The 20150-nt window shown below is 61.6% G+C and carries 18 protein-coding genes and 1 pseudogene; 11 read left to right on the forward strand and 8 right to left on the reverse strand.

The window, feature by feature from the left end; all coding sequences use genetic code 11:
- Positions 1 to 146: 146 nt before the first annotated feature.
- From J9892_RS25190 to J9892_RS25055, 3 genes and pseudogenes are all read left to right on the forward strand, one after another.
- Positions 147 to 2792 (forward strand): annotated as a pseudogene (locus J9892_RS25190) (response regulator); the annotation flags it as partial.
- The gene (locus J9892_RS14810; RefSeq protein WP_254052380.1) at positions 2789 to 3604 is read left to right on the forward strand and encodes a response regulator; all 816 of its coding nucleotides are present in this window, start codon (positions 2789 to 2791) and stop codon (positions 3602 to 3604) included. The pseudogene J9892_RS25190 and the gene J9892_RS14810, both read left to right, overlap by 4 nt.
- Positions 3501 to 3806 carry an HD domain-containing phosphohydrolase gene (locus tag J9892_RS25055; protein WP_258040117.1) on the forward strand — a complete coding sequence of 102 codons (306 nt, stop codon included), beginning with the start codon at positions 3501 to 3503 and terminating at the stop codon, positions 3804 to 3806. The genes J9892_RS14810 and J9892_RS25055 overlap by 104 nt, the downstream gene beginning before the upstream one ends.
- On the opposite strand, the gene J9892_RS14815 is transcribed toward J9892_RS25055, so the two are convergent.
- From J9892_RS14815 to J9892_RS14830, 4 genes are all read right to left on the reverse strand, one after another.
- A complete protein-coding gene (locus tag J9892_RS14815; protein ID WP_052815082.1) occupies positions 3782 to 4426 on the reverse strand; it encodes an MBL fold metallo-hydrolase in 645 nt (214 codons plus the stop codon). The two genes, J9892_RS25055 and J9892_RS14815, sit on opposite strands and share 25 nt — an antisense overlap.
- Positions 4420 to 5550, reverse strand: a complete 1131-nt coding sequence (mnmH, locus tag J9892_RS14820) for a tRNA 2-selenouridine(34) synthase MnmH (protein WP_052815083.1) — start codon at positions 5548 to 5550, stop codon at positions 4420 to 4422. The genes J9892_RS14815 and mnmH overlap by 7 nt, the downstream gene beginning before the upstream one ends.
- Positions 5547 to 6584 (reverse strand): selenide, water dikinase SelD, encoded by a 1038-nt coding sequence (selD, locus tag J9892_RS14825; RefSeq protein WP_052815084.1) that lies wholly within the window; start codon positions 6582 to 6584, stop codon positions 5547 to 5549. The genes mnmH and selD overlap by 4 nt, the downstream gene beginning before the upstream one ends.
- 348 nt (positions 6585 to 6932) lie before the next feature.
- A complete protein-coding gene (locus J9892_RS14830) occupies positions 6933 to 8117 on the reverse strand; it encodes an acyltransferase (protein WP_103858964.1) in 1185 nt (394 codons plus the stop codon).
- Positions 8118 to 8376: 259 nt separating this feature from the next.
- Between J9892_RS14830 and J9892_RS14835 the strand changes: the two genes are divergently transcribed.
- Positions 8377 to 9021, forward strand: coding sequence for a glutathione S-transferase family protein (locus J9892_RS14835; protein WP_052815086.1), 645 nt, complete (start codon positions 8377 to 8379; stop codon positions 9019 to 9021).
- Between the two features lie 467 nt (positions 9022 to 9488).
- Here J9892_RS14835 and J9892_RS14840 read toward each other — a convergent pair whose 3' ends face one another.
- Complete coding sequence (locus tag J9892_RS14840; protein WP_039039155.1) at positions 9489 to 10682, reverse strand: class I SAM-dependent methyltransferase; 1194 nt, start codon at positions 10680 to 10682, stop codon at positions 9489 to 9491.
- Between the two features lie 184 nt (positions 10683 to 10866).
- On the reverse strand, positions 10867 to 12297 hold the full coding sequence (locus J9892_RS14845; protein WP_103243130.1) for a methyl-accepting chemotaxis protein: 1431 nt from the start codon (positions 12295 to 12297) through the stop codon (positions 10867 to 10869).
- 85 nt (positions 12298 to 12382) lie between these two features.
- Between J9892_RS14845 and J9892_RS14850 the strand changes: the two genes are divergently transcribed.
- From J9892_RS14850 to J9892_RS24675, 3 genes are all read left to right on the forward strand, one after another.
- Positions 12383 to 12655 carry an acylphosphatase gene (locus tag J9892_RS14850; protein ID WP_010674727.1) on the forward strand — a complete coding sequence of 91 codons (273 nt, stop codon included), beginning with the start codon at positions 12383 to 12385 and terminating at the stop codon, positions 12653 to 12655.
- A gap of 12 nt (positions 12656 to 12667) precedes the next feature.
- Positions 12668 to 13063: a CHAD domain-containing protein gene (locus J9892_RS24670; RefSeq protein ID WP_053288198.1), complete on the forward strand. Its 396-nt coding sequence runs from the start codon at positions 12668 to 12670 to the stop codon at positions 13061 to 13063.
- A gap of 61 nt (positions 13064 to 13124) precedes the next feature.
- Positions 13125 to 13394 (forward strand): hypothetical protein, encoded by a 270-nt coding sequence (locus J9892_RS24675; protein ID WP_234716512.1) that lies wholly within the window; start codon positions 13125 to 13127, stop codon positions 13392 to 13394.
- 70 nt (positions 13395 to 13464) lie between these two features.
- On the opposite strand, the gene metG is transcribed toward J9892_RS24675, so the two are convergent.
- Entirely contained in the window at positions 13465 to 15498 is a 2034-nt protein-coding gene (metG, locus tag J9892_RS14860; RefSeq protein WP_053288196.1) for a methionine--tRNA ligase, read from the reverse strand.
- A gap of 185 nt (positions 15499 to 15683) precedes the next feature.
- On the opposite strand from metG, the gene apbC reads away from it, so the two are divergent.
- The 4 genes from apbC (at position 15684) to J9892_RS14880 (ending at position 19956) form a co-directional block, all read left to right on the forward strand.
- On the forward strand, positions 15684 to 16766 hold the full coding sequence (apbC, locus tag J9892_RS14865) for an iron-sulfur cluster carrier protein ApbC (RefSeq protein WP_053288195.1): 1083 nt from the start codon (positions 15684 to 15686) through the stop codon (positions 16764 to 16766).
- A 108-nt stretch (positions 16767 to 16874) separates the two neighbouring features.
- Entirely contained in the window at positions 16875 to 17519 is a 645-nt protein-coding gene (udk, locus tag J9892_RS14870) for a uridine kinase (protein WP_010674731.1), read from the forward strand.
- A gap of 63 nt (positions 17520 to 17582) precedes the next feature.
- On the forward strand, positions 17583 to 18164 hold the full coding sequence (gene dcd, locus J9892_RS14875) for a dCTP deaminase (protein ID WP_010674732.1): 582 nt from the start codon (positions 17583 to 17585) through the stop codon (positions 18162 to 18164).
- A 319-nt stretch (positions 18165 to 18483) separates the two neighbouring features.
- Complete coding sequence (locus J9892_RS14880) at positions 18484 to 19956, forward strand: inorganic phosphate transporter (RefSeq protein WP_029314527.1); 1473 nt, start codon at positions 18484 to 18486, stop codon at positions 19954 to 19956.
- Positions 19957 to 20008: 52 nt separating this feature from the next.
- Here J9892_RS14880 and J9892_RS14885 read toward each other — a convergent pair.
- On the reverse strand, positions 20009 to 20150 hold a 142-nt coding region (locus J9892_RS14885), incomplete at its 5' end, for a transposase (protein WP_210537842.1).

The raw sequence follows: 20150 nt of genomic DNA on the forward strand, positions 1-20150 counted from the left end.
GGGACACGCCGTTTTAGCCTGTGGAGGCGCGGTGCAATCAGGCCGCCCGATGAAGCAGGAACCCGGTACTGCGCGAGCAGCTATCACCCAGTAATGGGGATCCCCCTCCTGTGACGCGAAGCGCTAAGGTGGGGGAGGATGTCAAGATCCGCATTGCCAAGCGTCTGCGCCTTGGGGGACGTGATCTTGGTCTGCTGCTAATCAACGTTCAGGCTGCCCGTATGCTCAAGGAGTTTGCCGACAACCGCGGCAAGGCAGCCGATCACATCATGCTGTTCAACCAGGACGGATACTGGCTGCGCAGCCCGGACCCATCCCGGGAGTGGGGCTTCATGCTCGAGCGCCCGGATCTGACTCTGAAGCAGACTTCTCCCCAGGCCTGGCAGGCGTTCTGGGACGCATCAAACGGCCAGATGGAGTCTGCCGACGGACTCTGGAGCTGGACCACCCTGTACCCGGCACAGAATCATGATCAGCTGATCTGGAAAGCCGCGTCCCTGGTGCCGCACAGCGAGCTGCAGGCCATTCGCACTCATATCTGGGGGATCATCTTGGCCGCCAGCGCCGTGCTGCTGCTGTTGTTTGGTGCCGGTGTGGCTGCACTGGTGCGCAGCAGGCACAAGGAGCAACTGGCCCAGCAGGAAGCGGCCAGGTTGGCACAGGTCAAAGGTGATTTCATCGCCAACATGAGCCACGAGATCCGCACCCCCATGAACGCCATCATGGGGCTGACCTACCTGCTCGAACAGGGAGGGCTCGAGGATGGTCAGCATGCCCTGGTGCGCAAAATCCACCAGGCCGGGCAGGCGCTGCTCGGGATCATCAACGACATCCTCGATTTCTCCAAGATTGAGTCGGGTCGGCTCAAGCTTGAGCGGGTGCCATTCAGTCTCGAAGAGGTGCTCGATCACGTGGCGGCCATCATGTCCACCTGCGTTGGCCAGAAGCACCTCAAACTGGTGGTGAGCAGTGCCCCCGAGCCGGTTTCCCATCTGATTGGGGACGCCCTGCGCCTCGAGCAGGTGCTGCTCAACCTGACCGGCAATGCCATCAAGTTTACCGAACGCGGCGAGGTGGAGGTCAAGGTTGTGCTGGAATCAGAGCAAGACGGCATGGCCACCTTGCTGTTTCGGGTGCGCGACACCGGGATCGGCATTCCCCCCGAGCAGCAGGCCAACATTTTCAATGCATTCTCCCAGGCAGACTCCTCCACCAGTCGCCGCTTCGGGGGCACCGGGCTTGGTCTGACCATCAGTCGCCGCCTGGTGAATCTGATGGGGGGGACATCGGCGTCACCAGCGAGCTTGGCAAGGGGAGCGAATTCTGGTTCCGCGTCCGGCTGGAGCAGGGGGAGCGGCCCGAGGCCTTGAACGAGCGCCTGCAGCACATCTCGCTGCTCATCGCCGACGACAATCAGGTGACCCGCGACGCCCTGTCGATGACGGTGGGTTCCCTCGGATGGCAGTCGCGGGTGGTGGAGTCCGGTGAGCAGGCGCTGCACCATCTGCTGCGCCAGGGGGAGCGTTTTGACGTGATCCTGCTCGACTGGATCATGCCGGGCATGGACGGGCTCGAGACCTGCCTGGCCATTCGCCGCGCCTTCGAGCAGCAGGAGCGTTCACCCATCATCATCATGGCGACCGCCTATTCCCAGGATGAACTGATGCACCGCCCCGGCTCGGATCAGGTGGATCTGGTGCTGCACAAACCGGTCACCGGCTCCAGTCTCTACAACGCGGTGGCACGTCTCATCCACGAGAAGCGCGAGCATGTGGAGCCCCTTGAGAGTGGCCAGCGCCGTCTGCGCCTGCCGGGCGTGCACATACTGCTGGTGGATGACAGCGACATCAACCTGGAGGTGGCGACCCGCTTGTTGCAACGGGAGGGGGCCGAGGTGATCACCGCCATCGATGGGGAGCGAGCCCTGGCCTGCCTGGCAGATCCGGCACGGCGCATCGATCTGGTACTCATGGATGTGCAGATGCCAGTGATGGATGGCTACGAGGCGACCCGTCGCCTGCGTCTGCTGCCGGGGCGGGAGGAGACTCCCGTGCTGGCACTCACCGCAGGGGTATTCAAGGATCAGCGGGAGGCGGCGCTGGCCTCTGGCATGAACGACTTCATCGCCAAGCCGCTCGATGTGGAGCAGCTTATCGCGACCTTGCTGCGTTATCTGCCGGACTGTGTCCTGCCGCTCACAGTGAGCGACGAGCCACTCCCCCATGAGCCGGTGGCCGGCATCGATATCGATACCGGACTGCGCAACTGGGGTGAAGCCTCGGTCTATCTTAAATACCTGCGGCGTTTTCGCGATGACTACATGACGGTTGGTACCGTGTTGCCGGACTATATCGCCCAGCACGAGACCGATGCGGCCGCGAGCCTGACCCACAAGCTCAAGGGGGGGGCGGGGAGCCTGTCACTCACCGATGTGGCGCGTATCAGTGCCGAGTTGAACGAGGCCATCGAGCAGGGTGGCGACACCAGCCAGCTTATCGCACCCTTCCTCGAGGCCCTGGAGCGTGCACAACACTCCATCGATACCTATGCCGGGCGCGGTCAGTTCCCCGCTGGCCCAGGGGGAAGCGCGGGAGGTCTGCCTGCACGCCCTGCATCAGGCCCTGGTGAGCGAGGATCTGGATCTGATTGAGCCGGCGCTGAGCCAGGCAAGGAGTCACCTTCCTTGTGAACTAGTGAGCGAGATAAGCGCAGCCCTGGAGCTGTTCGATATCCCGTTCGCCACCCGCAAGCTGGAGGATTATCTGGAGGATCGGGAGGAACCTGCGCCATGAGTCGACCGCGCGTGCTGATCATCGACGACGAGCCGAGCAACCTCGGGTTGCTGCGGCAAATCCTCAAGGAGGAATACAACCTCTTCTTTGCCAAAGGGGGAGAGGAGGGGTTGGCCGCCGTGGGGCGTCACGAACCGGCACTTATCATGCTGGACGTGCGCATGCCCGACATGGATGGTTACGAAGTGTGCCGCCGGCTCAAGGCCGATCCGGCTCACGCCGGGATCCCGGTGCTCTTTATCACCGCGAGCGACAACGCAGACAGCGAGAGCCAGGGGTTCGAGGCGGGCGGAGTGGATTATATCTACAAGCCGGTCTGTCCGAGCACGGTGCGTGCCCGGGTGCGCAATCATCTCTCCCTGGTGCGCCTCGATCAGCTCGAGTGCAGCTATCGCACCGCCATCGTCATGCTGAGCGAGGCGGGCCACTACAACGACACCGACACCGGGGTGCATATCTGGCGCATGGCCGCTTACGCCCGGGCCCTGGCTGATGCGGCGGGCTGGAGCCCGGAGCAGTCGGATCTGCTGGGGCTGGCAGCCCCCATGCACGACATGGGCAAGATTGGTATCCCTGACCACATCCTCAAGAAGCCCGGTCCCCTCACCGAGGAGGAGTGGATCATCATGCGAAGTCACCCGCGCATCGGTTACGAGATCCTGAGGCGATCCGATGCCCCCCATCTTTCGCATGGCGGCGGAGATTGCCCTGCACCACCACGAGAAATGGGACGGCTCCGGCTATCCCGCCGGCGAGACCGGCGAGGGGATCCCCGAGGCGTCGCGGATCGTGGCCATCGCCGACGTCTTTGACGCCCTGAGCGTACGTCGCCCCTACAAAGAGCCCTGGCCCCTGGACCGGGTGCTGGCCACCATGCGCGATGGCTCCGGCCAGCACTTCGATCCCCGGCTGCTCTCCCGTTTTCTCGAGATCATGCCGGAGATCTTGCGCCTCAAGGCGCAATGGGATGCCCGCGAGGAGCGGGGGGATTACCAGATGGGCTGTGTCAGATAGGGATTGCTGGCCCGTTCGTGACCAAAGGTGGAGCTCGGGCCATGGCCCGGAATAAAGACGATCTCATCCCCGAGCGGCAGCAGGGTCTCGGTGATCGACTTGATCAGCGCCCCGTGATCCCCGCGCGGGAAATCGGTGCGGCCTATGCTGCCGGCAAAGAGCACATCTCCCACCCAGGCGAGGCGTTCTGCCTGGCAGAGCAGCACGATGTGGCCCGGAGTGTGGCCCGGGCAGAAATAGACATCCAGCTCGCACCGGCCCAGCTGCACCTTGTCACCCAGTGCAAGCCAGCGATCGGGGGTGAAGGCTGGTGTGTGGGAGAAGCCGAACATCTGACTCTGCTGGGGCAGCATGTCGAGCCAGAAGGCATCCTCCTTGTGGGGGCCGGTAATGGCGACACCGGTTCTCTCGCGCAGCTCGGCGGCGGCGCCCACATGATCCAGATGGCCGTGGGTCAGCAGGATATGGGTGAGGGTCAGCCCCCGTTTGGCTATGGCGGCCAGCAGCTTGTCCGCCTCGCCGCCGGGATCGACGAGGGCAGCCTGGCGGGTCTCGTCACACCAGATAAGAGAACAATTCTGGGCGAACTGGGTGACCGGGATCACCTCGAACTTCAACATGTGGGACTCTCCTGAGGGGTCTGAAGGGGGGAGCGTTTGGCGAAGAAGGCGAGGCAGGCCTCCTTGGCACCACGAAACAGGATCCGCTCGCGCTTGTTGTCCAGCTGATAGCGGTACATGGGGTCATAGTAGCGAGTCAGCAGCAGTCTGATCCAGACCAGATGGGCGCGGGTGTCCCCGCTCTGGGCCTGTTCCCTGAGGGCGGCCTGCAACAGCCCATCGAGTTCGCGATAATCCTTGTCACCGAGTCGGCGCTTGAGCCTGGCCATGGCGTCGGTGAGGTAGCCGGCAAACAGCGGCCAGCCTGCATCTGGCCCATGGAACTCCAGATAGCGCAGCCAGAGATCCTGCACGTAATCGGTGCGGATCTGCTCGGCCCGTGCCTCCTGCGGCACCTCCACCACCACCAGGGGAGCCCGGCACATGGCCTCATAAAGGTTGAGTGGCAGGGCGCAGCGACCGATGAGACGGCTCTCGTCTTCCAGTACAAACTGTGACTCTCCCCGGTTGCGACGCTGAAGCAGCTCGATGGCAAGCCGATTTTCGAAGTCGATGTTGCCGGGTTGCCCACCCGGCAGTTGGCCAAACGACGACCCCCTGTGACGGGCGTGCCCTTCCAGATCCACCGCCTGGGTGATGTGCGCCAGCATGTGGGTCTTGCCGGAGCCGGTCATGCCGGTCAGCACGGTCCAGTCGCACTCTGCACTGGCCTTCGCCTGGGTGTCGATGAGAAAGTGGCGCAGCGCCTTGTAGCCGCCCGCGACCCGGGGGCGGGTGATGCCGGCCTCGGCCAGCCACTGCTGCACTGTCTGGGAGCGCAGGCCGCCGCGAAAACAGTAGAGCAGGGCGTCGGGTTGCTGGCGCAACCTGGCCAGCCAGCCTTCCATGCGCGCGTCGCGCACCGCGCCTCCCACCAGTTGATGGCCCAGGGCGATGGCTGCGGCCTGACCCTCCTGCTTGTAACAGGTACCGACCCGGGCACGCTCCTCGTCCGTCATCAGCGGCAGGCTGACGGCGGTGGGAAAGGCCCCTTCCTTGAACTCGACGGGGGCGCGCAGATCGATGAGTGGAACCTCATCCAGAAAGATCCGGGCGTAATCCGTGGCCAGTGGCAGGGTACTCATTGGACAACCTCGATGAACTGGTTGCCGGTGCGGGCCTGCAACTGGCCGATGGGAGAGAGGGTCAGCCCTGCCTGTGCGGCAATGGCAAGGAGCTCGGCTTCACTTTCTTTACCGACGGCTACCAGCAGGCCGCCGCTGGTCTGCGGGTCGCACAGGATGCTGCGGGTGCGATCATCCATGGCGCCCAGCTTGTCACCATAGGAGTCGAAGTTGCGCAGGGTACCGCCTGGTACGCAGCCCTCACTCAGGTAGTAATCCACCTCGTCCAGCAGCGGCAGCGCCTTGAAGTCCAGACGGGCACTGACGCCGGAACCTTCGCACATCTCCAGCAGGTGGCCTGCCAGTCCAAAACCGGTCACGTCGGTCATGGCGTGCACGCCGGGTAAGGCGGCGAAGCGCTGGCCAATCTTGTTGAGGGTACACATGGCATCCGGGGCCAGTTGCTCATGCTCGGGCTTGAGCTTGCCCTTCTTCTGGGCGGTGGTGAGGATGCCGATGCCAAGGGGTTTGGTAAGATAGAGCACATCACCCACCTGGGCGGTGTCATTCTGCTTGATGGCGTCGAGTGGCACGATACCGGTCACTGCGAGGCCGAAGATGGGCTCGGGGGCGTCGATGCTGTGACCGCCTGCCAGAGAAATGCCCGCCTCGTGACACACCTGGCGACCCCCGTCGATCACCTGCTGGGCCACTTCAGGTGCGAGTATGTTGACGGGCCAGCCGAGGATGGCTATGGCGACGATGGGTTTGCCGCCCATGGCGTAGATGTCGCTGATGGCGTTGGTGGCGGCGATGCGACCGAAGGTGAAGGGATCGTCGACGATGGGCATGAAGAAGTCGGTGGTAGAGACGATGCCCTGGCCGTTGCCGATGTCGACCACGGCGGCATCATCCTTGCTGCTGTTGCCGACCACCAGGGTGGGGTCGTCAAAGCCCGGGATCTGGCTCTTCAAGATGGTGTCGAGCACCTTGGGGGAGATTTTGCAGCCACAGCCAGCGCCGTGGCTGTATTGGGTCAGACGAATGGAAGACATGCTTTCCCCTTGTGTGGGCAGACTTGTGTGTGCCAATAACTGCTGCGGCGCCGTCAAATGTGCGCGCAAAAATAGGGTGGCCCTGGCGGCCTGTGAACACAGTGATGTCAGGCTGCCAGGCAGGGCGGGAGGAGGGCAAGGATGCGCCGGCGAAGCCCCGCCGAGGACCACAGGACGGGCCATTATGCCACAGACGGCCCTCTTGATTCGAACTGTAATTCACACAAAGCGCAGGGGATTGTCGGGTTCAAAAAGAGCCGTACTCTTCGCCTTGCTCAGGCTAGTCCCACTTTGAGCCGCCCCGACGGCGTGCCGGTCTTGCATCGGGGCAGCATGTGGCGACGGAAACTAGCCAGCTTGCTCCATCACTGGTTGGGGAGCCTTGCCTAGCCGGTGCAGTCGCCGTTGCAGCGGCCGCTCCAGCAGGGTGTAGCTCAGCGCCGAGAGCCCGATCAGCACGGCGAGCATCAACAGGGTGGCCAGCACCCCCAGCAAGGGGTTGGTCTGGGCGTACCACCACGCGGTGAGCCCCGGCGCCAGAGAGTGGACAAGCTCGCAGCCGGTGAGCAACACCAGGGCGTGGAGCAGGTAGATGGAGTAGGAGAGATCCCCCAGCCAGTTGGTGAAGCGGTTGTCCAGGAGGCGCAGCAGCGGGCTCTGGCGATCGCCCTGGCAGGCGGCAATCCAGATCAGCAACACGTAGGCGCTGATCAGCAGCAGGGTCAGCTGCGGCGTCATGGTGAACTGCATCAGCGCGAAGGGGAGCAAAAAGGCGAGCAGCAGCGGCAGATCCCGCTGCATCATGGGCCACTGGCGGGCAGCCTTCACCTTGGGCAGCAGCCAGAGGCCGAGCACGAATTCACTCACCCCGCGCCCGATGGCCAGCGCTCCGCTGGTGACATCCAGGGTACCCCGGCTGTGCACGATAAAGGCCAGCACCGTCAGGGCCAGCAAAGGGGCGAGGTTGCTCCAGCGGCTGCGGGTGACGGCGAGGGAAATGAGCAGTGGAAACAGCAGATAGCTAATCCACTCCACGCTGAGCGACCAGGCGGCGAAGTTCCAGGTCAATCCGTGATCGGTCACCACCTGCAGCAGCAACAGGCTGCTTGGCAGCGCCTCGGCCGGGGTAAAGGGTGAGCCGAACGGAGGCATTCCTTCCCACTCCCACATCTTGAACAGGGGACCGGCGTAGAAGCCAATCCCGTGGTGGGCCTTGTAGAGCTCCCAGCCTACCAGCAGCAGCAGGGTCACTAGGTAGAGGGGATACACCCGGGTGAGCCGCAGCCAGAGGAAGCGACCATAACTCACGGTGTGGGGCGAGCGGGTGAAAGCCTCCCCGTAGACGTGGGCCAGCACCAGCCCGCTCAAAATAAAGAAGAGATCGACCCAGAGGTAGCCGTTCTCGATGAGTTGGGTGTGGCCGGCGATCGACTCCATCCACTGGGGAAAGAGCAGCAAGCGGGCGTGGAACAGCACCACCATCAGGGCAGCGATGTCCCGCAGCGGCGTCAACAGCGGCAATGATTGATTCATGACGGGATCCTTGATGATGTTCAGCTTGGCCTGACATCAATTTTTGTTGTGGTGCCGCTCATCAACCCTGATGAGTCGGCTGCCCCGGCTTGGCGGCCACAGGCGGGATCACCCTACCTAAAAGAGAGTCATACGAGTGTGATTGCCGTCATGAATGGGCGTTTATCATCCTAAAACCAGCATGGGATAGGGACGCATCGAAAATAGAGAGGGGATCTAGACTAGGGAAGTCATCCCTCTGAGCGTCAGGAACATCCCCATGAAACTCTATGCCCACCCCTTTTCTTCCTACAGCCAGAAAGTGCTGATCGCTCTCTACGAGAATACCACCCTGTTCGAGTACCGGAATCTCGAAGAGCCGGAGGCGAGCGCCGAACTTGCCGCCCTCTGGCCACTCAAGCGCTTCCCGATGTTGCTGGATGATGGTCGCTGCATCCTCGAGAGCAGCACCATCGTCGCCCATCTGCAGGCGCACCATCCGGGCCCCGTCAGCCTGATCCCGCCTGGCGATGCGGGTCTGGAGGTGCATATGCTGGATCGCGTCTTCGACAACTATGTGATGACGCCGATGCAAAAAGTGGTGCTGGATGCAATGCGCCCGGCCGCTGATCGCGACCGCTATGGCGTAGTGGAGGCCCGCGAGCTGCTCAATCAGATCTACCCCTGGCTTGATCAGCGACTGGAAGGACGCCACTGGATTGCCGGCGCAGACTTTACGCTGGCCGATTGCGCCGCAGCCCCCTCGCTCTTCTACGCCGACTGGGCCCACGAGATCCCGGCTGGCTATGGCCGTCTGCGTGCCTATCGCGCCCGTCTGCTCAATCATCCCTCCATCGTGCGGGTGGTGGAGGAGGCGAGGCCATTTCGACACTACTTCCCGCTGGGCGCGCCGGCGCGTGATTGAGCGGGATGACTTGTGGTGGGCGAGTATTGTCGTCCCAGGCAATGTGCGAGGCGGACAGGGGCATGGCGTGATCCATTGCAGGGGAAAACAGCAATATTCATTCAAATGAGTGGGTATGCGTTTATGGCTGATATTTCCCCGAGGATTTTTGAATGTTGATGCGTAATATTTCATGCTTTTGCATAAAAAAATGCCGGGCATGTCTCTGCTGGTGGGTTGTGTAGTGAAAGAGAGATGAGAATCGGGTTAACGATGCGGCAACCTTTGATTGAAGATGGCAGTCGTCAGTCGAAGAGGAGGGATGGGGGCCGCAATCGCTGTTGGTGGCAAAGTCGGGGGGAGGTTGTCTCTTTGGCGCTGCATAAAAAAAGCCCGCTACGATCGCGGGCTTTTTGATGACTAGCAGAACCCAGTCCTGGCCCGGATCTGGAACCGGGGACAAGGGGGGCAGCGCTGGTCTGCTCGGCTTAGCGGGCGCGCACCACCAGCCCCTTGAGGTAGAAGCCTTCCGGATAGGCGGTACCGATGGGGTGATCAGATGCCTGGGAGAGCAGCTCCAGGATCTGGGCATCGCGACCGGCATCGAGGGCCGCATCGGCCACTATCTTCTGGAACAGGCTCTGCTCCATCAGGCCGGAGCAGGAGTAGGTCAAGAGCACGCCACCCGGCGCCAGCAGTTGGAACGCCAGCATGTTGATGTCCTTGTAGCCGCGGCAGGCGCCCAGCAGCTGGGCCTTGCTCTCGGCAAACTTGGGTGGGTCCAGCACGATGACATCGAACTTCTCGCCCTTCTCGCGATATTCGCGCAAGAGCTTGAAGACGTCGTGACGCACGAACTGGGTGTTGCTGGTATCGAGACCGTTCAGTTCGGCGTTCTGGCGGGCGATGTCCAGCGCATTCTGGGAGAGATCGACGTTGACTACCTCCTTGGCACCGCCCTGGAGGGCATAGACCCCGAAACCGCCGGTGTAGCAGAAGCAGTTGAGCACCCGCTTGCCTTCAGTGTATTTCGCTGCGGCAAGGCGGTTATCCCGCTGATCCAGATAGAAACCCGTCTTGTGACCGTTGCGAATATCGACCAGGATCTTGACGCCGCCGTTCTCCTCGATCACCACGGGGTCGGTCGGGGTCTCGCCATGAATGACGCCGGTGCGCTCCTTCAGCCCTTCCTTCTTGCGCACGGCCACGTCGGAGCGCTCATAGATGCTGCACTCGGGGTAGAGGGTACGCAGGGCTTGCGTTATCAGCTCACGCTGGAACTCGGCACCGGCGGAGAGGATCTGGCACACCAGGAAGTCGGCGTAGCGGTCGATGGTGAGGCCCGGCAGACCGTCGGATTCGGCGGCGCAGAGGCGATAGCCGGTGAGGCCCTGACGCTTGATGAGCCCGTCACGGGACTCCTGGGCGTATTTGAGGCGACGGATGAAGAAGTCGAGATCGACGCTCTCATCCTTGTCGAAGGTCCAGACCCGGGCACGGATCTGGGAGCTGCCGGACCAGGCACCACGGGCGAGCCATTTGCCGTCATGGGTGAAGATCTCGACGGTATCGCCGTCAACGGGGTTGCCCTGCACCCGCTCAATGCCCTTGGAGAAGATCCAGGGGTGGCGACGCAGCAGGGATTTTTCGCGGCCTTTGACGAGATAGATGGAAGCGCTCATGGGTAGTTGCCGATGGTAGAAAAGAAGGGGGCATATAGTAGGGGCTGTGAGGGTAGGCACGCAAGCCGCGTCTACCGGGATCCGTGCATCCACACGCGGTCAGGGTCGGACGGGCTGTTTAGCACGTCCCCAGCGCCTGGCCCAGACATGGCAGGCCATCTGGAGGATGGCCTGCCGGAGGGGGTCAGATCCGCAGGCCGGTGAGCGCCTGACCGAGTTCATTGGCGGTTCCCTTGAGGCCGGTGGTGCCGGCGACCGCCGCGCTGGCGGACTCCTCCACCCGGCTCGCCTCGTGGCGCACCTTGTCGAGGTTGCGAGTGATCTCCTCTGCCACCGAACTCTGCTCTTCGCTGGAGGTGGCGATCTGGGTGCTCATCTCCAGGACCGCATCGCTGTGGTTGCTGAGCCGCTCGATGTCCATGCCCACCTCGGTGATGAGCTGCTGGCTGTCGGCCGCGCGCCCCACCGTCTTCTCCATGATGTCGTTGAGCGCCCCGGTCCCGGCCTGGAGCTCCTCGATCATCTGCTGGATCTCTACCGTGGCCTGTTGGGTGCGGCTGGCGAGGGTGCGCACCTCGTCGGCCACCACCGCAAAGCCGCGTCCCTGTTCACCAGCCCGGGCGGCCTCGATGGCGGCGTTGAGGGCCAGCAGGTTGGTTTGCTGGGAGATGGCGTTGATGACGTTGACCACTTCGTTGATGCGATTGGCGTTGTGAGTCAACCGTTCGACCGCGCCCGAGGCATTGCCAATCTCGTCCGCCAGGGTGCGGATGGCGGTGATGGTGCGTGCCACCCGCTGTGCCCCGTGAGTCGCCTCGTCGCTGGACTGGCGGGTTTGCAGCAGGGTGTCATTGGCGTTGCGGGCCACTTCCCGGATGGCGGCGGACATCTGCTCCATGGCGGCGGCCAGGGAGTCCATGTGCTGTCGCTGGGCGCGGGCAAGCTGCTCGCCGTCGCTGGCATGCTCGCGAAATTCGTCGGCGGCCAGGGTAAGGGCATCGGCGGACTCTTCCACCAGTTGCACTATCTTGTGCTGGCGGTCGGTGAAGGTGTCGATACTGCCCGCCAGAATGGAGAACTCGTCCCGCACCGGAAAGAAGTTGAGCCGGAAGGTGAGATCGCCGTTCGCCACCGTCTGCAATGCCTTGTTGGTGGAGTAGAGGGCCCCCGAGACGAAGGTCATCAGATAGTGGGTGATGAGGGCCAGCAGGGCGGCCAGCACCGCGATGATGGTGAGCGTGGTGCCCTGACCATCCCAGAGGGCGTAGTGACTCGTATCCAGGGTACCGGAGACGACGCCCGCCTGACCTGCGCTGGCGCCATAGCGATAGATGTCTCCCTGCTGGCTAAGGCCGGTGGCGGCGCCAGGCGTGAGTACGAGATCCGCGGGCAGGGTAAGGGTCGGCTGCTGGCTCACCAGCTGGGCCGTGGTCTCGACCCGCCCTTTGAGCTGATCCACTCTGAGCTGCATCGCCTGATCATGGCCGTCGGCCAGCAGATACCAGGTGAGGAAGGCGATGAACACCAGGGGGCACCAGAAGGTGATGAGAAATTTCTCGCTGATCGTGAGGTGAATGAGATAACGGTCAACCCACCGAAACTTTACTTCTTTCATAATGGTATTGCGTCCTGCAAGGGGAAGAGAGTGTCGCGCTCATTATCGCCCCGGGGAAAAATTACTTAAGGGAAAGGTGTGATAAATGGGAGAGCAATCGTTTGTCGTGCGGGTGTGGGGTCAGGTTCAGGGAGTGGGGTTTCGCTACTTCACCCGGGAGCGGGCGCTGCAACTGGGGCTGCGGGGGCATGCCTACAACCTGGAAGATGGCTCGGTGGAAATCCTGATTGCCGGTCCCGAACAGAAGGTACAGATGATGCTGGGCTGGCTTGAGCACGGGCCCCGAACCGCCACCGTCACCCGAATGGAGTGCACCCAGGCGTTGCCACCCACCGGAACCGGTTTTCATACCAACTAGCCGGGAGGGTTCATGGGGGAGAGCTGGATTGCGCAGGCCAACCGGCTCGTTGGGCAATATCGGGGGGCGACCCTGGCACTGCGCGAGCACAAGGGGATGGAAGAGGTGCATGCCTACCGGATAGCGGCCCGCCGCCTGCTGGCGCTGCTCGCCCTGTGGCGACCCCTCATTCATGAGCCCGAGCTGGAGCGGCGATTGACCCGTGCTGTCGGCACGCTCTCCGCCCTGCGCGATGCCCAGGTCTATGCGCAGCATCATGGTGGCTCGCTTCGGCAGAACCGCTTGCCACGGGTCCCCCTGTTGACCGGCCCGTTGGCTGGCCCGACTGGAAGAGGTACCCGTCGGTGTCGATCTCTTGCCGCTGTTTCAGCTGCATCTGGCGCTGTCACTGTCGGATGCACTGGCTAAGACCTCCTCCCTTCCTGTGGGCATCAGGGCGAGACTTCGGTGCTGGCACCGGCTGCGTCTGGTGCTGAAACAGGCGCGCTACGGGATGGAGCTGCTGACGGCTCAGGGGGGAGGGGATCCGGCCTGGTTGTCCATGCTGGTGAGCTGGCAGGAGCGTCTTGGGCAATTGCAGGACAGACGCCAATGGCTCAGACGCCTTCGGGGCGAAACGGGGCGAGGTCAGCAACGGCGAGCCCTGAAAACAGAGATCCGCTGCCAACTACTGCAACTGGATTGCCATCAGGTGGAGCTGGTCGGCCTTCGCATGGCATTGCAGCAGAGCGGGCAGTAAGCACCCCACAAGATAAAAAAGAGAGGCCATTGGCCTCTCTTTTCATTGGGACTGTCCGGGAAGGGGCGTATTACTTCACGCGCATGCCCGGCTGGGCACCTTCCTGGGGCTCGAGGATCCAGAGATCCTTGCCACCCGGACCTGCCGCCAGCACCATGCCTTCGGACATGCCAAAGCGCATCTTGCGCGGGGCCAGGTTGGCCACCATCACGGTCAGCTTGCCTTCCAGATCTTCCGGGTTGTAGGCGGACTTGATACCGGCAAAGACCTGACGGGTTTCGCCGCCGATATCCAGTTGCAACTTCAGCAGCTTCTCGGCTTCCGGCACCGCTTCGGCTTTCTTGATCAGCGCCACCCGCAGGTCAATCTTGGCAAAGTCGTCGTAGGTGATGGTCTCGCTGATGGGATCGTCCACCAGGGGGCCTGCCGGCTTCTTGCTCTGCTCCTTGGCGAGATCTTCCTTGGACGCTTCCACCATGGCATCCACCTTGGCGGACTCGATGCGGGAGAAGAGCGCCTTGAAGGGAGCGACGCCGTGGTCGACCAGAGGGGCGGCGATGCCGTCCCAGGTCAGGGTTTCGCCAAGGAAGGCTTCGGCGCGCTCGGCCAGCTGCGGCATGACGGGCTTCAAGTAGGCCATCAGCACGCGGAACAGGTTGATGCCGACGGAGCAGACGGCTTGCAGCTCGGCATCCTCCCCTTCCTGCTTGGCGATGACCCAGGGAGCCTTGTCGTCCACATAGCGGTTGGCCTTGTCGGCCAGGGCCATGATCTCGCGGATGGCGCGGCTGAATTCGCGCGCTTCATAGGCTTCGGCGATGCTGGTGCTGGCGCTGGCAAACTCGGCGTAGAGTGCGGGCTCGGCGCAGGTGGCGGCCAGCTTGCCGTCAAAACGCTTGGCGATAAAGCCGGCGTTGCGAGAGGCCAGGTTGACCAGCTTGTTGACCACATCGGCGTTGACGCGGGAGACGAAGTCTTCGAGGTTCAAGTCCAGATCGTCGATGCGGCTGTTGAGCTTGGCGGCGTAGTAGTAACGCAGGCACTCCGGATCCAGGTGCTTGAGATAGGTGGACGCCTTGATGAAGGTGCCCTTGGACTTGGACATCTTGGCGCCGTTGACGGTCACATAGCCGTGCACGTTGACCTTGGTCGGCTTGCGGAAGTTCGCGCCTTCCAGCATGGCCGGCCAGAACAGGCAGTGGAAGTAGGCGATGTCCTTGCCGATGAAGTGATAGAGCTCGGCGTCGGAGTCCGCTTTCCAGTAGCTGTCGAAGTCGATGTCGCCGCGCTTGTTGCACAGGTTCTTGAACGACGCCATGTAGCCGATGGGGGCGTCCAGCCAGACATAGAAGTACTTGCCGGGGGCTCCGGGAATTTCGAAGCCGAAGTAGGGGGCGTCACGGGTGATGTCCCACTGCTGCAGGCCGCTTTCGAACCACTCTTGCATCTTGTTGGCCATCTCTTCCTGGATGGCGCCGGAGCCGCGTACCCAGTCGGCGAGCCAGGCTTCGAACTGGGGCAGGTCGAAGAAGTAGTGCTCGGAGTCCTTCATCACCGGGGTCGCACCGGAGACGGCGGATTTCGGATCAATCAGCTCGGTCGGGCTGTAGGTCGCGCCGCAACTGTCGCAGTTGTCACCGTACTGATCGGGGGACTTGCACTTGGGGCAGGTGCCCTTGACGAAGCGATCCGGCAGGAACATGGATTTTTCCGGATCGAACAGTTGAGAGATGGTGCGGATCTTGATTTTGCCGGACTCTTTGAGACGGCCATAGATCACGCCCGCCAGCTCGCGGTTCTCGTCGCTGTGGGTAGAGTGGTAGTTGTCGAAGCTGATGTTGAAACCGGCAAAATCCCCCTGGTGCTCCTGGGAGACGGCGGCAATCATCTCTTCCGGCGAGATCCCCATCTGCTGAGCCTTGAGCATGATGGGCGTGCCGTGGGCATCGTCGGCACAGACGAAATGCACCTGATGGCCACGCATTCGCTGATAACGAACCCAGATATCGGCCTGTATGTGTTCCAGCATGTGGCCGAGATGGATGGAGCCGTTGGCATAGGGGAGGGCGCAGGTTACCAGCATTCTACGAGGATCAGTTGCCATAATACGTTCTTTATGTGCCTGTTGGGATGATACAGTGCCGTGCATGTTACCCGAATTGGGGGCGGCCTGCCTAGGGTTGTGGCCCCCAGTGCCCTGACTGGCGGCATCACGATGACGTCGGCAAGCCACTGATTTATGTGCGGTAACCGTTCACCTCAGGATAACGACAACATAATGGGGAGTTAATGGTGATTGATTCAGTAAAACAGATCCTGGCCGAATTTAAGCCGGCAGGATGGGGCAAGGATCTGGTCGCGGCCGGTTTTGTGCGTTCCGTCGAGCGGCACGAACAGACCCTGGCCATCACGCTGGTGCTGCCCTTTGCCGGCCAGTCCCTCTTTGAACAGATCAAAGAGGAGTTCGATGCCCGGCTGCGCAGCGTCACCGGCGCGACCCGCATCGACTGGACGGGGGAGATAGACGTGGCCAGCATGCCCCGCGCGCAGCAACTGGCGGCGGTGCAGGGGATCCGCAATATCCTGGTGGTTGCCTCCGGCAAGGGAGGGGTGGGCAAGTCCACTACCGCGGTCAACCTTGCGCTGGCGCTGCAAAAAGAGGGGGCGCGGGTCGCCCTGCTGGATGCGGACATCTATGGCCCCTCCATCCCGACCATGACGGGGACCCTCAAGGAGCGCCCTGTCAGCTTTGATGGCAAGTTGATGGAGCCGGTGATGGCCTGCGGCATCAAGAGCAACAGCATCGGTTATCTGGTGGCCGAGCAGGATGCCACCATCTGGCGCGGTCCCATGGCGAGCAAGGCACTCGGGCAGATCCTGCACGAGACCCGCTGGGGCGAGGTGGACTACCTGGTGGTGGACATGCCCCCGGGCACCGGCGATATCCAGCTGACGCTGGCCCAGCAGGTGCCCACCACGGCGGCGGTGATCGTCACGACGCCCCAGGATGTGGCGCTGGCAGATGCCCGCAAGGGGATTGCCATGTTCAACAAGGTCAATGTGCCTGTGCTTGGCATTGTCGAGAACATGAGTTACCACGTCTGCAGTGCCTGCGGGCATCACGAGCCGTTGTTCGGTACCGGCGGTGGCCAGAAGATGGCGGAGCAGTATCACGTGGCGCTGCTTGGTCAGTTGCCGCTGCATATCGACATTCGCCAGCACATGGATGACGGCTGCCCCACCGTGTTCGGTGCGCCGGATGGCGAGCTGTCACAGACTTACCTGAAACTGGCTCGCCGGGTAGGGGCCGAGCTCTATTTCAGCGCAAAACCGATTGCGACCCCGCTCTACACGGTGGCGCTGGACGAATAATCGGCGTTCGGCCAAGGGGGACGGATTTGGGGTGGGCATGGCCACCCCTTTTTCATATAATGGATCGGTTTAAACAATCCCCAGTGCTCTTCTCTTTAGGTATTTTCAATGTCTGATACTCAACATTCCTGCGTGATCATCGGTATTGCTGGTGCATCCGCGTCCGGCAAGAGTCTTATCGCCCAAACCATCTATGAAGAGCTGGTGGCCGAGCTGGGAGCGGGTCAGATTGGTGTGATCACCGAGGATTGCTACTACCGTGATCAGACCCACCTGACCATGGAAGAGCGGGTCAAGACCAACTATGACCACCCCAATGCCCTGGATCACGATCTGCTGGTGCAGCATCTGACCCAGCTGACGCAAGGGGAGGCGGTCAACATCCCCCAGTATTCCTATACCGAGCACACGCGCATGACCGAGGTCACTACCTTTGCACCGCGCCGTGTCATCATCCTCGAAGGGATACTGCTGTTGACTGACAGCCGCCTGCGCGAACTGATGGACGCCTCCATCTTCATGGATACCCCGCTCGACATCTGTTTGCTGCGCCGTCTGGTGCGCGATGTGCAGGAGCGCGGTCGTACCATGGACTCCGTGCTCAAGCAGTATCAGAAGACTGTGCGTCCCATGTTCATGCAGTTCATCGACCCGTCCAAGCAGTATGCCGACGTGATCGTGCCCCGTGGCGGCAAGAACCGCATCGCCATCGACATGCTCAAGGCGCGTATCCGCCATATGTTGATTGGTTGAGAGAAAACAAGCCGGGTGATGCCCGGCTTTTTTTAATGAATCTTTTGTCAGGAGAGTCGCAGAATGCGTCTTTGTGATACCGATATCGAACGGCACCTGGATGAAGGCAAGATCGTCATCGAGCCGCGGCCCGGTGTTGAGCGGATCAGCGGCGTCAGCGTCGATGTGCTGCTGGGCAACGAGTTTAGGGTGTTTCGCGATCATACCGCGCCTTACATCGACCTTGGCGGTACCAGTGCCGAGATGGCCGATGCCATCGAGCGGGTGATGAGCGAGGAGATCCACGTGCCGGACGGTGAAGCCTTCTATCTGCACCCGGGTCAGCTGGCGCTGGCGGTGACCTATGAATCGGTTACCTTGCCCGCCGATATTGTCGGCTGGCTGGATGGTCGCTCCTCCCTGGCGCGCCTGGGCCTCATGGTGCACGTCACCGCCCACCGCATCGATCCGGGCTGGTCCGGCCGCATCGTGCTGGAGTTTTACAACGGCGGCAAGTTGCCTCTGGCCCTGCGTCCCAAGATGAAGATCGGTGCCCTGAACTTCGAGATGCTGTCAGGTACCGCGGCTCGCCCGTACAACAAACGGGAAAATGCCAAATACAAGAGTCAGCAAGGGGCTGTGGCCAGCCGGATCAACCAGGATTGATCCCCGCACCGTGCGGCTTGTCTATCGAGGAGGGTGCCAAGGCACCCTCTTTTTTATCTGACAAAAGGAAACGGGCGTGCCGAGTGGGTTGAAAAGCGGCCTTTTTCGGGACATTGAGCCATGCTCCGGCTTTGATTGGCGCCTATCCACAGCAATGGAATGGACTTAAATTAATCCTCGACAAGCCCCGTTCCTACAGGCCCTAAGACATTTTCTGACGGAATGCCCTTTTTTTTTTTGCTGAAATATTTCAACAACGGGTATGGCGCATCGAGCCTTCTGGCATAATCCGCCGCAACTCATAAACAGGTTCGTTTTTATGTTTGAAATGTTTAGTGGTTTGGGTTTGTGGTGGTCAATCGGTTTGGTATTGGCCGTTTTTTTTGTGCTGGCCTATGAATTCATCAACGGCTTTCACGATACCGCCAACGCGGTAGCAACGGTTATCTATACCAAGGCGATGCCGGCTCATATGGCGGTGGTGGCTTCCGGTCTGTTCAATTTCGCCGGTGTCATGCTGGGTGGGTTGGGGGTGGCCTATGCCATCGTTCACCTGCTGCCCATCGATCTGCTGCTTGGCATGGACTCTACCCAGGGTCTGATCATGGTGTTCTCCCTGCTGTTCTCGGCCATCGTCTGGAACCTGGGAACCTGGTACTTCGGCATTCCGGCATCCAGCTCCCACACCCTGATCGGTTCCATCCTGGGGGTAGGCGGCGCCTATGCCCTGATCAGCCATCAACCTCTGAAAGAGGGTATCAACGTCGGCAAAGCCATCGACATCATGCTCTCTCTCATCATCTCTCCCACCGTGGGCTTCATCATTGCCGCCTTGCTGCTGTTCGCCATGAAGCGCGTATGGCTTGGCAGCAAGATCCACAAGACCCCGGAAGAGCGCCTGCTGGTGGACGGCAAGAAGCATCCACCGTTCTGGGCCCGTGTCACACTGATTTGCTCCGCCATGGGGGTGAGCTTCGTACACGGTTCCAACGATGGCCAGAAAGGCATCGGTCTGGTGATGCTGGTGCTGATCTGCATGGCGCCTGCCTATTTTGCGCTGGACATGAACAGCCGCTCCTATGATCTGGACAGAACCCAGGATGCCAACCAGCGCATCATGGAGATCTACCAGCGTAACCAGGATCAGGTCTCCCATCTGGTGAACTTCAGTGTCCCTGCCAAAGCCCAGGAGGAGCTGATGAGCCACTGTGCGGCAGGGGAGGCCCTGCAGGCCATGGCGACCCTCGACAAGCGTCTGGGCCAGGTGCGCACCTACGAGGAGATGAATCTGGTGGATCGCCGCGAAGTGCGTCGCCTGCTGCTGTGCATCGACGACACTGCCCGCAAGGTCTCCAAGTTGCCACTGCCGGCCAAGGAGCTGACCGATCTCGCCAAATGGCGCAAGGATCTGACCGCAACGGCCGAATATGCGCCGACCTGGGTCATCGTGTCCATCGCCCTGGCGCTCGGTTGCGGTACCATGGTGGGCTGGCGTCGTATCGTCTACACGGTAGGGGAGAAGATCGGTTCCTCCGGCATGACCTACAGCCAGGGCATTGCAGCCCAGATCACGGCCGCCGCGTCCATCGGGATTGCGAGTCTGACCGGGATGCCGGTGTCCACCACCCACATTCTCTCCTCTGCGGTAGCGGGGACCATGGTGGCCAACAAGTCCGGCCTGCAGAGCCAGACCATCAAGACCATTCTGCTGGCCTGGGTGCTGACATTGCCGCTCACCATGCTGCTCTCCGGCGGTCTCTTCCTGCTGAACAACCATCTCTTTGGCGGATAAGCGCGACAGTCATTGGAAATGAAACAAGGGCCTTCGGGCCCTTTTTTGTGGTTCATCGCGGCTTTCCGGGGAAGGCCGCCTTGATTTTCAGAAAAAAGTATTCTGAGTCCCTAAATCCATATGCCATACGCTTTATCACTTTGATCTTGTTGTTCACCCCTTCCAGCACACTCGTGTGCATCGGGTAGTTTGCA

Origin of the sequence: Aeromonas sp. Prich7-2, from assembly GCF_017939255.1 — a bacterium.
Taxonomy (GTDB): domain Bacteria; phylum Pseudomonadota; class Gammaproteobacteria; order Enterobacterales; family Aeromonadaceae; genus Aeromonas; species Aeromonas caviae.

Excerpts from the sequence above, each read along its gene's own strand:
- J9892_RS14810 (WP_254052380.1), top strand. The coding sequence starts at position 2,789 with ATGAGTCGACCGCGCGTGCTGATCATCGACGACGAGCCGAGCAACCTC.
- J9892_RS14815 (WP_052815082.1), bottom strand. The coding sequence starts at position 4,426 with ATGTTGAAGTTCGAGGTGATCCCGGTCACCCAGTTCGCCCAGAATTGT.
- mnmH (WP_052815083.1), bottom strand. The coding sequence starts at position 5,550 with ATGAGTACCCTGCCACTGGCCACGGATTACGCCCGGATCTTTCTGGAT.
- selD (WP_052815084.1), bottom strand. The coding sequence starts at position 6,584 with ATGTCTTCCATTCGTCTGACCCAATACAGCCACGGCGCTGGCTGTGGC.
- J9892_RS14830 (WP_103858964.1), bottom strand. The coding sequence starts at position 8,117 with ATGAATCAATCATTGCCGCTGTTGACGCCGCTGCGGGACATCGCTGCC.
- J9892_RS14835 (WP_052815086.1), top strand. The coding sequence starts at position 8,377 with ATGAAACTCTATGCCCACCCCTTTTCTTCCTACAGCCAGAAAGTGCTG.
- J9892_RS14840 (WP_039039155.1), bottom strand. The coding sequence starts at position 10,682 with ATGAGCGCTTCCATCTATCTCGTCAAAGGCCGCGAAAAATCCCTGCTG.
- J9892_RS14845 (WP_103243130.1), bottom strand. The coding sequence starts at position 12,297 with ATGAAAGAAGTAAAGTTTCGGTGGGTTGACCGTTATCTCATTCACCTC.
- J9892_RS14850 (WP_010674727.1), top strand. The coding sequence starts at position 12,383 with ATGGGAGAGCAATCGTTTGTCGTGCGGGTGTGGGGTCAGGTTCAGGGA.
- J9892_RS24670 (WP_053288198.1), top strand. The coding sequence starts at position 12,668 with ATGGGGGAGAGCTGGATTGCGCAGGCCAACCGGCTCGTTGGGCAATAT.
- metG (WP_053288196.1), bottom strand. The coding sequence starts at position 15,498 with ATGGCAACTGATCCTCGTAGAATGCTGGTAACCTGCGCCCTCCCCTAT.
- apbC (WP_053288195.1), top strand. The coding sequence starts at position 15,684 with ATGGTGATTGATTCAGTAAAACAGATCCTGGCCGAATTTAAGCCGGCA.
- udk (WP_010674731.1), top strand. The coding sequence starts at position 16,875 with ATGTCTGATACTCAACATTCCTGCGTGATCATCGGTATTGCTGGTGCA.
- dcd (WP_010674732.1), top strand. The coding sequence starts at position 17,583 with ATGCGTCTTTGTGATACCGATATCGAACGGCACCTGGATGAAGGCAAG.
- J9892_RS14880 (WP_029314527.1), top strand. The coding sequence starts at position 18,484 with ATGTTTGAAATGTTTAGTGGTTTGGGTTTGTGGTGGTCAATCGGTTTG.